The organism is Albidovulum marisflavi, from assembly GCF_025751435.1.
GTDB lineage: Bacteria > Pseudomonadota > Alphaproteobacteria > Rhodobacterales > Rhodobacteraceae > Albidovulum > Albidovulum marisflavi.
In genome coordinates this window covers 556,687-568,485 of record NZ_JAOWKY010000001.1, presented here as the reverse complement: position 1 = coordinate 568,485, position 11,799 = coordinate 556,687, and the positions used below count along the sequence as shown (strand labels likewise).

Below are 11,799 nucleotides of genomic sequence, written 5' to 3'. Positions count from 1 at the left end.
TCTCTGTCATCAGATCGCCTCCCTTATCAATGCGTCAACCGCCACCGCGCCCTCTTCCCGGACCAGGATGGGGTTGATTTCGATTTCCTCAAGCTCGGACCGCGCCAGCATCAGCGTGCCAAGTGCGACGGCGACATCGGCGACCGCCTCCATGTCGGCACGCGCCCTGCCCCGATAGCCGTCAAGCAGCGGCCAGAGCCGGAGCCGGCGCATCGAGGCCAGGATCTCGTCCCGACCCGCGGGAAGGACCAGCGTGACGGTGTCGGCCAGAACCTCTGCCGTCACCCCGCCAAGTCCCAGCGTAAGCGTAACGCCATAGACCGGATCGCGCCGCAGACCCAGCAGGATCTCCGCCACCGCTCCCGTCACCATTTCCTCGACCAGGTAGCCGGCCGCGCCCGGCATCTCTGGCTGATCATCCAGCGTGGCCAGGCCCAGTCTCACGGCTCCGGCCTCGGTCTTGTGTGCAAAACCGAGCCCCTTGAGCGCGTAGGGCGCAGTCAGACCCCGCGCACGGTCCCGGACCTCGGCCAGGGTCTCGCCACTGACCGAACGGGGCACCGCGATGCCGGCCCCCGCCAACAACGCCTTGCCATCGGCCTCACTCAGCATCCGGGTTTCCCGCGGTGCCGAAGCCGGCGCGGGACGCCATCCGGGGCTGCCCGCCGGCGTCATCGCCGCCTTCAATGCGCCCAAAGCTGTCTCAAGCCCCATGAGCGTTGCGACCCCGTCCTCCATCAGCGCGATCGCGCGCTCCTCGTCGAAATTCTCGGGCAAGGATGCGACCGGGAAGGCGGGCTTTCCGGTCGCCTTTCCCGCAGCGACGATGGCGTCCACCGCGGGCTGGAAAGATGACGGGTCGCAGCGGTCTGGGCGCGGCGGATCGATGATGTAGATCCCCGCATCATAGCCTTCGAGCATGGCGGTGAACACCGCCTCGGTCCGCGGGCCGTCGCCCCATATGAAGGTGTGATAGTCAAGCGGGTTCGCGATGGTCACGATCGGCCCGAGGATTTCGCCAAGGCGCTGGCGCTGTGCGTCGGTGGGCGGTTCGAACGCGTGGCCGAAGGGCGCGGCCAGATCGGCGACCAGCCCCGCCTCGCCGCCCGAGCAGGAACAGGAACAAAGCCGCGGCCCGATCTGCGGCCCGTGGACGTGGAAGATCTTCAGCACTTCCAGCAGTTCGGAAAGCGTGCTGACCTCCGCCACCCCCGCCTGCCGCAGGAAGGCCGAGGACGCGGCCCCGCCGCCGGCCAGCGAGGCCGTATGAGACGCGGCCGCGGTGCGCGAAGCCTCGGTCTTGCCCGACTTGACGCAAACGATGCCCTTCCCGGCCAGGCGTGCCGCCTCGGCCAGCGCGGCGAAGGCGGGCGCATCGTCGATGCCCTCGACATACATGCCGATCGCCGTGACCCGCTCATCCGCCAAAAGCGCGCCTGCAAGCTCTGCAAGACCGATCTGCGCAGCGTTGCCAAGGCATGCCACATAGGCGATCGGCAACCCCCGCGCCTGCATGGTGAGGTTGATCACGATGTTCGACGACTGGGACAGAAGCGCGACGCCCCGCTCCACCCGCCGTCCGCCATGCTGGTCAGGCCAAAGCAGCGCCCCGTCGAGGTAGTTGATGACGCCGTAGCAGTTCGGCCCCAGAACCGGCATGTCGCCGGCGGCCGCCACCAGCCTTTGCTGAAGCTCGGGTTCCCCCGCCTCGGTCCAGCCCGAGGCGAAGCAGATCGCGCCGCCCGCGCCGCGCGACGCCAGATCGGTCACGACCTCGACCGTCGCGTGGCGGTTGACGCCGATGAAGGTTGCGTCCGGCGCGTCGGGAAGGGCCGCGATCGACGGATATGCCCTGAGCCCGCCAATCTCGGCCTTCGTCGGGTGGATGGGCCAAACAGGCCCTTCGAAACCCATCTTCCGGCACTGGTCTATGACGTTGACGGCCCAGCCCGAGCCCAGCACGGCGATGTGGCGGGGGCGCAGAAGCCGGCTCAGATCGCGGCTCATGCCATGCGTCCCGAAAGGTGCCCGGCGCCGGGGGCCCTGCCCCCGGACCCCCGGAATATTGTTGAAAGGAAGACAAAAGAAACGCTCCGCCCCTGAAGGAGCGGAGCGCCTTCTCCTTTTGCGATCATCGGCGTCCCCGCCTGTACCGCGACCTCAGAATTGCGTGACGAGGTTAACATTCTGTTTCTTCTTCTTTTCTCAAATATCCTTGGGGGGAGCTCCGGGCGTGCCCGGAGCCGGGGGGCAAACAGCCCCCCGCCTCAGGCGCCGAAGGGACGCAGCAGTTCCCGGCTGATGATGTGGCGCTGTATCTCCGAGGTGCCTTCCCAGATCCGCTCGACGCGCGCGTCGCGCCAGATCCGCTCAAGGGGCAGTTCATCCATGAGGCCCATGCCGCCATGGATCTGGATCGCCTCGTCCGCGATATGGGCCAGGACCTCGGTCGCCTTCAGCTTGGCCATCGACATGTCGGCTTCGGTCACGGTGCCCTGATCGTATTTCCAGGCGGCTTCCCGCGTCAGCAGTTCCGCCGCCTTCAGTTCCATCGCCATGTCGGCAAGCTTGAAGGATATACCCTGGAACTTGCCGATCTTCTGGCCGAACTGTTCACGTTCGGCGGCATAGGAAATCGCGTGTCCCAGCGCGCGTTCCGCGCGCCCAAGGCAGGTCGAGGCGACCTGCAGCCGCGTGGCGCCGAGCCAGCTGTTGGCCACCTCGAACCCCTTGTGCACCTCGCCCAGGATCTGACGCTTGTTCAAGCGGCAGTCGTCGAACTCAAGCACCGCGTTCGTGTAACCCCTGTGCGAGACGTTCCGGTAGCCTTCGCGCACGGTAAAGCCCTTGGTCCCCTTGTCCACGAAGAAGGCGGTGATCTTCTTCTTCGGGCCGCGCGGCGTCTGTTCCTCGCCGGTCGCCATGAAGACGATGGCGAAGCCGGCGATGTCGGCATGACTGATGAAGTGCTTGGTCCCGTTCAGGATCCAGTCGTCGCCGTCCTGCCGCGCGGATGCCTTCATGCCGCGCAGGTCCGATCCCGCGCCGGGTTCGGTCATGGCAAGGCAGTCCCATGTCTCGCCACGGATGCAGGGATAGAGGTACTGCTCCCGCTGTTCGTCGTTGCCCGCCAGAAGGATGTTCGAAGGGCGCGCCACGCAGGTCCAGTGCAGAGCGTAGTTCGCCCGACCCAGCTCCTTTTCGTAGAGCAGCCAGGTCAGGGTATCGAGGCCCGCGCCGCCGACCTCTTCGGGCATGTTGGCGGCATAAAGTCCCGCCGCCATCGCCTTGGCCTGCAGATCCTTGACAAGTTCCATCGGCAGGTGGCCGGTGCGTTCGATCGTCAATTCGTGCGGGTAGAGTTCGTTTTCGACGAAGGCACGCGTGGTGTCGACGATCATCTGCTGTTCTTCGGTCAGGCCGAAATGCATGGGCAGTCCTTCCGGGATGGGGCGCTGGAATATCGCTAGCAGGGATTGCCCGCGGTTTTCGTGCAGCTTATGACTTCAATCATGCCGATCTGGACAAAAAACGCAGACCGTAGCCACAGGGTCCTGTTGTGGCTTTTCGAGCGTTTCTCGATGCACTGTCTGGCCAATGTGGTCGAACCGTTGCGCGCGGCCAACACGATCGCGCGGCGGCAGGTCTTCGACTGGCGCTTCGTGACCTTGGACGGGGCGGGCGTCACGTCATCCTCGGGTCTGCCGGTCCTGCCGCATTCTTCGCTGGCCGAGGCCGATCGGGCCGATGTGCTTTTCATCATGCCCAGCTACGATGCCCGTGCGCATGCGACGCCGCGTTGCCTGTCGGCGCTCCGCGAAGCGGCGGGACGGCACGGCGCCATCGCGGGGATGGACATGGGCAGCTGGCTGATGGCGCGGGCAGGGCTGCTGAAGGGTCGCCGTGCCACCATCCACTGGGACGAGATCGATGCCTTCGCCGAAACCTTTCCCGAGGTCGAGGTCGAACATCGCCGTTACGTCATCGACGGAACGCTCATGTCGTCGGGCGGGGCCATGACGGCCTTCGACCTGACCACGCGGCTTGTCGGCGACCTTCTGGGCGAGGGGATGCGGCTGGAGGTTTCGGCGCTGTTCATGTCCGCCGACGTGGAGCGCCCCGAAGAACCGCTGCGCCGCAGGCCGCGCGGGCGTCTTGTGGAATCGGCGATCGCGCTGATGCGCAAGCATGTCGAGGACCCCCTTCCCCTGCCCGAGGTCGCGCGAAAGCTGGGTGTTGGCCTGCGCGAGCTCGAGTCGCGTTTCGCTGCCGAACTTGGTGCGGGCCCGCGCAGCGTCTATCGCAGTCTGCGCCTGTCGGCGGCGCGTCGCTATGTCGAGCAGTCGACCTACCCCGTGTCCGAAATCGCACTGCGATGCGGCTACAGGGATGCCTCTGCCATGACCCGGGCCTTCTCGGCCGAGTTCGGCGTCACGCCGCGCGACCTGCGTCAGGGGCGCGGCGCCTGATCCGCCGGCCGGGCACGCGGCGTGAAGATCGCGGTGGCCGGGTCACAGTCATAGAACGCAAGCTGATGTTCCGCGTCCCGCGCCAGGCCGAGCACCGCGGCGATGATCCTGTCAGCCTCCTGATCCGAAAGGAGGTAGCTGAAGTTCAGCCGCACGAAGCCGGGCTTCAGCGTCTCCTGCCCGGACAGGATCGCCAGGCGCAGGGCTTCGGATTCTGCCTTGCCGATCCCCAGAAGGCGGTGGACATAGGGGCCCGCGCAGGCGCAGCCGCCGCGCGCCTGGATCCCGTGCAGGTCCGACAGCATCCGCGTTGCGAGTTGCTGATGGATATGGCCGCCGCGACCGTCCCGGATGCGGAACGAAAAGATCGGAAGGCGTTCGGTCATGCAATTGCCCAGGATCTCGATCCGGTCACAGCCTTTCCAGGCCGACAGCGCGCGGTCGCGCAGGGCGGCGTTGCGGGCATTGATGAAGGATTGGCCTATCGCGTCCTTCACGATGAAGGCCAGCGCGGCGCGGATGTCACCGACGACGTTCGGCGTTCCCGCCTCCTCCCGCGCTTCGACATTGCGGGCATAGTCATGCGTCTCGGGCGAGACGAAGCGAACGGTGCCGCCACCGGGCAAGGTCGGAACCGAAGCCGCGACCGCGGCGCGGCGCATCAGCAGAATGCCCGAGGCCTGCGGACCACCGATGAACTTGTGCGGCGAGGTGACGATGGCGTCGATCGCGGCATCGGCGGCGGGCGTCATCCGGATCGGCAGATAGGGCCCGCCGCCGGCATAGTCCCACACCGCCAGCGCACCGGCGGCCTTGAGTTGCCGGGTGATGCCCACGACGTCGGACAGGATGCCCGTCACGTTGGACGCAGCGGAAAAGCTGCCCACGACAAGCCCTCTGCCCGCTGCGCCCTCCAGGGCCCGCGCAAGCGCGCGCCGATCCGGGCCCCCATCCGCGTCTTCGGGAATCTCGATCACCTCGGCCCCGCTTTCGCGCCAGGGAAGGATGTTTGAGTGATGCTCATAGGGTCCGATGATCACCAACGGGCGTTCGCCGCGCCGTGCGGCGGCCGCGACACCCAGCAGATGCACCAGGCGGTTGATCCCCGCGGTCGCGCCTGACCCGGCGAAGATAACGGCCGTTTCCTCGCCCGCCCCACATAGCGCGCGGATGACCAAGCGCGCCTCGCGCCGGAGCCGGGTCATGACGCCACCGCAGTGGGACGCCTCGGTGTGGCTGTTCGAGTACCACGGCAGGACCTCTTCCATCACGAAGGTTTCCACCTGCCGGATCGCACGCCCCGAGGCGACATAGTCCGCGTAAAGCATCGCCCTGGCGCCAAAGGGGCCGTCGATCACCGTGTCCTTGCCGATGACCGCGTCATGGATCCGTGCGGGAATGGCCTCGGTGCCAAGGGTTGCGCGAAAGCGGTCGAAAGCGGTCATCGTCATGGCGGTCTCCTGTCCTGCGGCGCAATGATGCTTGCAGGGGATCGCCAAATCATCACTTGTTTGATAGGAATCCTACCTAATTTTGGGTCATATGAACGGCTTTTGGATGAAAATCGACAAGATCGACCAATCCATCCTGACCTGCATCCAGGCGGACGGTTCCCTGTCGCAACGAGAAATCGCGGATCGGGTCGGGCTGTCGCAGAATGCCTGCTGGCGGCGGATGCAGCGTCTGACGCAGGACGGGATCATCAGCGGGACCTCGGCCCGGCTGAACGCGCGGACCCTGGGGCTTGACCTGACGGTCATGGTCTTCGTCAAGACGCGAAACCATTCGCCCGAGTGGTCAAGCCGTTTTCGCGCGAAGATCGAGTCCATCCCGGAAATCGCCGAGTTTCACAGGATCGGCGGCGAGTGGGATTACTTCCTCAAGGTCGTGACGACCTCGATGGCCGGATACGATGCGGTCTACCAGCAGATGATCTCTGTCGGCGATCTCGAGACCGTAACGGGCCATTTCTCGATGGAGACAATCTTCGAGGGCCGCCCCTTGCGCATCCGCGTGACAGCCTAGCAATCGCGGTAGACATGGGCCACGGCGCGCCCGCCAGGGCCGAACCCGCGACCGGATCGCGGTTTCATGCCGCTTTCCATTGTGACGGACGTCCTGAAAGGCTAAATCGCTATCCATGAGATCCATTCGCGACATCTTCCGACCCAGGCCGCGCGTTTCCGTCATCCGGCTTCAGGGCATCATCGCCGCAGGCGCCCGTGGCAGCCTGTCGGATCACGCGCTTGCGCCCATCATCGAGCGCGCATTCCGCCGCGGCAAGCCCAGGGCGGTGGCCCTTGTCATCAACTCGCCGGGCGGCTCGCCGGTGCAATCCGCCCTGATCGCCGCACGCATCCGCCGTCTGGCGGACGAGCGCAAGATCCCCGTCCACGCCTTCGTCGAAGACGTGGCAGCCTCGGGCGGCTACTGGCTGGCAACGGCGGCCGATGACATCTGGCTGGACGCGAACTCTGTCACCGGCTCGATCGGTGTCATCTCTTCCAGCTTCGGCTTTCCAGAATTCCTGGCCCGCCACGGGATCGAGCGCCGCGTGCACACCGCCGGCGCTTCGAAAAGCTTCCTTGATCCCTTCAGCCCGGAAAAGCCCGAAGACGTGGCGCGGCTGCAAGCGATCCTTGAACCGATCCACGACGCATTCAAGGCCCAGGTGGCCAGCCGCCGGGGCGCACGGCTGCGCGAAGGGCGCGACCTGTTCACCGGGGACATCTGGGTGGGTCAGGGCGCGGTCGACGTGGGCCTGGCCGATGGGATTGCGCATGTCGTGCCGAAGCTGAAGTCGATCTACGGCGACAAGGTCAAGTTGATCCCCTACGGCGTAAAGCGCTCGATCTTTCAGCGCTTCACGGGTCAAATTGTCGGATCCGTCCTGGACGCGGCCGAGGAACGCGCGCTCTGGTCGCGCTACGGGCTTTAGGTCATGGTCAAGGTTGTCACGCTCTTCCTGATTGCGATGGCGGTCCTGGCGCTGTTCGGCCGTTTCAGGGTTCCAGGCATCCGGTCGGGCAGGGCCGGGATGCGGCGGTGCAAGGCATGCGGGCGGCCCCTGGTTGGCAAGGCCGACTGCGACTGCGGAAGGGGCACGTCATGACGATGATCGCTGGACGCGCGCTGGTGACCGGCGGGGCAAGGCGGCTGGGGCGCGACATGGCGCTTTACCTGGCCAGCCGCGGGCTGGATGTCGCCATCCACTACGCAAGTTCTGCCGCGGACGCGCAGGCCACGGCAGAGGAGGCGCGAACCTGCGGCGTCCGGGCCGAGGTCCTGCAGGCGGATCTTCTGGACGAGGCGCAGACCGAAACGCTGGTGTCCCGCGCCGTCGCCGCACTCGGGGGCGAACTCACGGTCCTGATCAACAACGCCTCGATCTTCGAATATGACAACATCCGTTCCGCGACCCGCGAAAGCTGGGACCGGCACATGGAATCGAACCTGCGGGCCCCGTTCGTCCTGACACAGCACTTTGCCAGCCAGGCGCCGCGCGCGACCGAGGGGCCGGGGGGCCGCCGGTCGGAAGCGCTGGTCGTCAACATGGTGGACCAGCGCGTCCGCAAGCTGACGCCAGAGTTCATGAGCTACACGATCGCCAAGATGGGCCTGTGGGCCTTCACCCAGACCGCGGCCAGGGCGCTGGCGCCCGATATCCGCGTGAATGCGATCGGTCCCGGATCGACGCTGCGGGGCGAACGCCAGCCGCAGGAGCAGTTCGACGGCCAGCGCGCCGCCTCGTGCCTGGAGCGCGGCGCGAACCCAGACGACATCTGCGCGGCGCTTGGATATTTCCTCGATGCGCCGGCCGTGACGGGCCAACTTCTGTGCGTGGACGGCGGGCAGCACCTTGGCTGGAAGACCCCGGACATTCGCGGAATCGGCTGAATAAACGCTGCCTGTGACCACCAGGACCCTTGACTTGTGCACGTCGCGATCCGCGGTCACACAATTGTTACGATTCTCTCAATATTTTCAGTCATTTGCATACCATTGATATTTTTATCAATATATTTCAAAGACTTAGCTTATCGCTCAAAAAATAGGCAAATAGCCGAACGGGTAACAAACTAAGGAGAATTTCCGGGTGCCGGATTATTATCACCAGACTTATCCACAGAAACCGTGGACAGGTTTTCTCTTGCACCCAAGTACGTAACATTGCAGCCGGCTAACGGAATCATGACAGATGACTGACGACCTCGACCAAGCCGCGGAGTCCCCACTGCGGGGCCATGCGGTCATCCAGTCCTACATCAAGACCCTGACGGCACAGCCGGGGGTCTATCGCATGCTGGATGCCGAGGGGCGCGTTCTTTACGTCGGCAAGGCCAGGAACCTGAAGGCGCGGGTTTCGAACTATGCGCGCCCGACCTGCCATTCCGCCCGCATCGCGCGCATGGTCCACGCCACTGCCTCGATGATGTTCCTGACCACGCGCACGGAGACCGAGGCGCTGCTGCTTGAACAGAACCTGATCAAGCAGCTGAAGCCCTACTTCAACGTGCTCTTGCGCGACGACAAGTCGTTTCCCAACATCCTCGTGTCCAAGGAAACCGACTTTTCGCAAATCAAGAAGCACCGCGGCGCGAAAAAGGAAAAGGGCAACTACTACGGCCCCTTCGCCAGCGCGGGGGCGGTGAACCGGACGCTGAACCAGCTGCAGAAGGTCTTTCTGCTGCGCAACTGTTCGGACGCCATGTTCGCCAGCCGCTCCCGGCCGTGCCTGCTTTACCAGATCAAGCGCTGTTCCGCGCCCTGCGTCGGACGCATCGGCAAGGAAGACTACGCAAACCTTGTCGCCGATGCCGAACGTTTCTTGCAGGGCAAGACAACGCAGGTCCAGGCGAAGCTCGCCGAAGAGATGGCCGCCGCGTCCCAGGAGATGGAGTTCGAACGCGCGGCGGCGCTGCGCGACCGCATCCGCGCGCTGACGCAGGTCCAGTCCGCACAGGGCATCAACCCGCGCGGCGTGGCCGAAGCCGACGTGGTCGCCCTTCACATGGAGGGGGGGCAAGCCTGCGTCCAGGTCTTCTTCATCCGGGCGAACCAGAGCTGGGGCAACCGCGACTTCTATCCCAGGACGGGATCGGGCGCGGACGAGGCCGAGGTGCTGGAAGCCTTCCTTGGCCAGTTCTACGCGGACAAGCTGCCGCCCCGGCTGATCCTGTTGTCGCATCCGATCGAGAACGCGGACCTGATGACCGAACTGCTTGGGGATCGCGCGGGACGCAAGGTGGAAATCGCCGTGCCCCAACGTGGCGAAAAGGCGGAGCTTGTCGAAAATGCCGCCCGCAACGCCCGCGAAAGCCTGGGCCGCAAGCTGAGCGAAAGCGCGGCGCAGTCGAAGCTTCTGGACGGCTTGGCAGAGGCGTTCGATCTGGATGGCCCACCCCGCCGGATCGAGGTCTACGACAACTCCCACATCCAGGGCACGAACGCCGTCGGCGGCATGATCGTCGCCGGGCCGGACGGGTTCGACAAGGGCCAGTACCGCAAGTTCAACATCAAGGGGACGGAGCTGACACCCGGGGACGACTTCGGGATGATGAAGGAGGTCCTGACCCGCCGCTTCCAGCGCCTGCTGAAAGAGGATCCCGACCGCGAGACGCCAGCCTGGCCCGACCTGATCCTGATCGACGGCGGCGCGGGCCAGGTGTCCGCGGTCCAGGAGATCATGGAGGAACTTGGCGTGGAGGATGTGCCAATGCTGGGCGTCGCCAAGGGCGTTGACCGCGACGCGGGCAAGGAAGAATTCCACCGTCCCGGAAAGCCGCCCTTCGCGCTGCCCCACAATTCGCCCGTGCTCTACTTCGTCCAGAGGCTGCGCGACGAGGCGCACCGCTGGGCCATCGGCGCGCACCGCGCCAAGCGCGCCAAGGCGGTGGGCGCGACGCCCTTGGACGAGGTTCCGGGCGTCGGCGCGACCCGCAAGCGCGCGCTGTTGCAGCATTTCGGATCGGCCAAGGCCGTCAGCCGCGCCGGCCTCGACGACCTGAAGGCCGTCGAGGGGATTTCGGAGAAGGTCGCGCAGACGGTCTACGATTTCTTCCACGCGGGGGGCTGACGGCGCCTAGCCCTGCATGTGGTCGCAGGTCACGTTCGGATTGAAGGGCATGTCCACGCCGCTGGGGTTGTCCCGGAAGATCCACACATGCTTATCGAAGTGCGGCATGAATCCATGCGCCTCGTCCCCTGCTGTCGCAGGGTCGTCTGACATGTGGTCCCAGCTCCGTCCGTTGAAAACGGGCGCCACGGTATTGCCGGCATCGGCCCATGCCTTTTCGAACACGAGGTTCTCGATCCCGACCAGCTCCAGCGACCCGTCCTCCTGCGGTTCGTAAAGCAGGATCGCGGGTGTCATGAAGTCGGTGTGCGTGCTGCCGCCATCCACCCTGTCTCCTCCTTGCGCGATCAGAAGAAGGTCGGGGCGCAGGTAGTGGATTCCCATGCTGCCAAGTTCCGCGGGCAGACCTTCATGGGCAGCGCTGATGCAGTGGCCCGACGGGTCCGGTATGAACCCTTCGGCCAGCGCGACATTCACGTCCTTGTACTTTTCCGTGGCAGCCTTGAGCGCATCGAGGTCATAGTCGTCCGCCATCACGGCCGCGGGCAGACAGGCGGCGGCCAAAGCGGCGCCGAGAAGCGTATTCGTCTTCATGGGTCCCTCCCTTTTCGGACCGCGGTCAGGCCACGGTCACGCGTCCGCATGATAACACCGACCGGTCCGGGCCAGATGCGTCGCAACGGGACGAATACGGATAATTCCGCCGATAGCATGGCAGGATTTCTACCGGGGCGGGGATCGGCGCGGCGCATTTCGCGCCCCGCGCTAAAGGTGCGTCAGGCCAGCCAATCGCGGAATTCGGAAACGACTCGCTCATAGACCGCGCGCTTGAAGGGCACGATTGCGGCGATCATCTCTTCCGCCGTCACCCAGCGCCATTCGGAAAACTCTGGATGTTCGGTTGCGATGTCGATCTGATCGTCGCGGCCCAGGTAGCGAAACAGGAACCAGCGCTGCTTCTGTCCCCGGTACTTCCCGCCCCAGACCTTGCCCAGCAGCTCTGACGGAAGTTCGTAGGTAAGCCAGTCGGCGGACTTGGCGACGAACTCCACCAGCTCGGGCGCGATGCCGGTTTCCTCCCCCAGCTCGCGAAGCGCCGCATTTCGCGGTTTTTCACCCGCGTCGATCCCGCCCTGAGGCATCTGCCAGGCGGCAATGGGGCTGTCGAAACGTTGGCCAGCAAAGATCCGACCTGCGTCGTTGATCAGCATCACCCCCACGCAGGGGCGATAGGGCAGGTTTTCGGCTTTCACG

Annotated in this window: 10 protein-coding genes; 5 read left to right on the top strand and 5 right to left on the bottom strand. The window is 65.2% G+C overall.

Annotated features, from left to right (window positions below; translation table 11 throughout):
* Nucleotides 1–9: 9 nt before the first annotated feature.
* Both OEW28_RS02720 and OEW28_RS02715 read right to left on the bottom strand, forming a co-directional pair.
* Complete coding sequence (locus OEW28_RS02720; protein ID WP_263733183.1) at nucleotides 10–2,007, bottom strand: acetate--CoA ligase family protein; 1,998 nt, start codon at nucleotides 2,005–2,007, stop codon at nucleotides 10–12.
* Nucleotides 2,008–2,267: 260 nt separating this feature from the next.
* Complete coding sequence (locus OEW28_RS02715; protein WP_263733182.1) at nucleotides 2,268–3,431, bottom strand: acyl-CoA dehydrogenase family protein; 1,164 nt, start codon at nucleotides 3,429–3,431, stop codon at nucleotides 2,268–2,270.
* Nucleotides 3,432–3,512: 81 nt separating this feature from the next.
* Here OEW28_RS02715 and OEW28_RS02710 point away from each other — a divergent pair, with 81 nt between their 5' ends.
* On the top strand, nucleotides 3,513–4,469 hold the full coding sequence (locus OEW28_RS02710) for a GlxA family transcriptional regulator (RefSeq protein WP_263733181.1): 957 nt from the start codon (nucleotides 3,513–3,515) through the stop codon (nucleotides 4,467–4,469).
* Here the strand turns inward: OEW28_RS02710 and OEW28_RS02705 are convergent.
* Nucleotides 4,451–5,914 carry an aminotransferase class V-fold PLP-dependent enzyme gene (locus tag OEW28_RS02705; protein ID WP_412174788.1) on the bottom strand — a complete coding sequence of 488 codons (1,464 nt, stop codon included), beginning with the start codon at nucleotides 5,912–5,914 and terminating at the stop codon, nucleotides 4,451–4,453. The two genes, OEW28_RS02710 and OEW28_RS02705, sit on opposite strands and share 19 nt — an antisense overlap.
* Before the next feature lie 112 nt (nucleotides 5,915–6,026).
* On the opposite strand from OEW28_RS02705, the gene OEW28_RS02700 reads away from it, so the two are divergent.
* From OEW28_RS02700 to uvrC, 4 genes are all read left to right on the top strand, one after another.
* The gene (locus OEW28_RS02700) at nucleotides 6,027–6,494 is read left to right on the top strand and encodes an Lrp/AsnC family transcriptional regulator (protein ID WP_263733179.1); all 468 of its coding nucleotides are present in this window, start codon (nucleotides 6,027–6,029) and stop codon (nucleotides 6,492–6,494) included.
* A gap of 115 nt (nucleotides 6,495–6,609) precedes the next feature.
* The gene (locus OEW28_RS02695) at nucleotides 6,610–7,407 is read left to right on the top strand and encodes a S49 family peptidase (protein ID WP_263733178.1); all 798 of its coding nucleotides are present in this window, start codon (nucleotides 6,610–6,612) and stop codon (nucleotides 7,405–7,407) included.
* Between the two features lie 170 nt (nucleotides 7,408–7,577).
* The gene (locus tag OEW28_RS02690; protein ID WP_263733177.1) at nucleotides 7,578–8,366 is read left to right on the top strand and encodes an SDR family oxidoreductase; all 789 of its coding nucleotides are present in this window, start codon (nucleotides 7,578–7,580) and stop codon (nucleotides 8,364–8,366) included.
* Nucleotides 8,367–8,667: 301 nt separating this feature from the next.
* On the top strand, nucleotides 8,668–10,545 hold the full coding sequence (gene uvrC, locus OEW28_RS02685) for an excinuclease ABC subunit UvrC (protein ID WP_263733176.1): 1,878 nt from the start codon (nucleotides 8,668–8,670) through the stop codon (nucleotides 10,543–10,545).
* 6 nt (nucleotides 10,546–10,551) lie between these two features.
* On the opposite strand, the gene OEW28_RS02680 is transcribed toward uvrC, so the two are convergent.
* Entirely contained in the window at nucleotides 10,552–11,139 is a 588-nt protein-coding gene (locus OEW28_RS02680) for a hypothetical protein (protein WP_263733175.1), read from the bottom strand.
* 182 nt (nucleotides 11,140–11,321) lie between these two features.
* The gene (locus OEW28_RS02675; RefSeq protein ID WP_263733174.1) at nucleotides 11,322–11,798 is read right to left on the bottom strand and encodes an RNA pyrophosphohydrolase; all 477 of its coding nucleotides are present in this window, start codon (nucleotides 11,796–11,798) and stop codon (nucleotides 11,322–11,324) included.
* Nucleotide 11,799: the final 1 nt, after the last annotated feature.

What these genes read in the sequence shown, in the direction of transcription:
- OEW28_RS02720 (WP_263733183.1), bottom strand. Translation starts at nt 2,007, where the DNA reads ATGAGCCGCGATCTGAGCCGGCTTCTGCGCCCCCGCCACATCGCCGTG.
- OEW28_RS02715 (WP_263733182.1), bottom strand. Translation starts at nt 3,431, where the DNA reads ATGCATTTCGGCCTGACCGAAGAACAGCAGATGATCGTCGACACCACG.
- OEW28_RS02710 (WP_263733181.1), top strand. Translation starts at nt 3,513, where the DNA reads ATGCCGATCTGGACAAAAAACGCAGACCGTAGCCACAGGGTCCTGTTG.
- OEW28_RS02705 (WP_412174788.1), bottom strand. Translation starts at nt 5,914, where the DNA reads ATGACCGCTTTCGACCGCTTTCGCGCAACCCTTGGCACCGAGGCCATT.
- OEW28_RS02700 (WP_263733179.1), top strand. Translation starts at nt 6,027, where the DNA reads ATGAAAATCGACAAGATCGACCAATCCATCCTGACCTGCATCCAGGCG.
- OEW28_RS02695 (WP_263733178.1), top strand. Translation starts at nt 6,610, where the DNA reads ATGAGATCCATTCGCGACATCTTCCGACCCAGGCCGCGCGTTTCCGTC.
- OEW28_RS02690 (WP_263733177.1), top strand. Translation starts at nt 7,578, where the DNA reads ATGACGATGATCGCTGGACGCGCGCTGGTGACCGGCGGGGCAAGGCGG.
- uvrC (WP_263733176.1), top strand. Translation starts at nt 8,668, where the DNA reads ATGACTGACGACCTCGACCAAGCCGCGGAGTCCCCACTGCGGGGCCAT.
- OEW28_RS02680 (WP_263733175.1), bottom strand. Translation starts at nt 11,139, where the DNA reads ATGAAGACGAATACGCTTCTCGGCGCCGCTTTGGCCGCCGCCTGTCTG.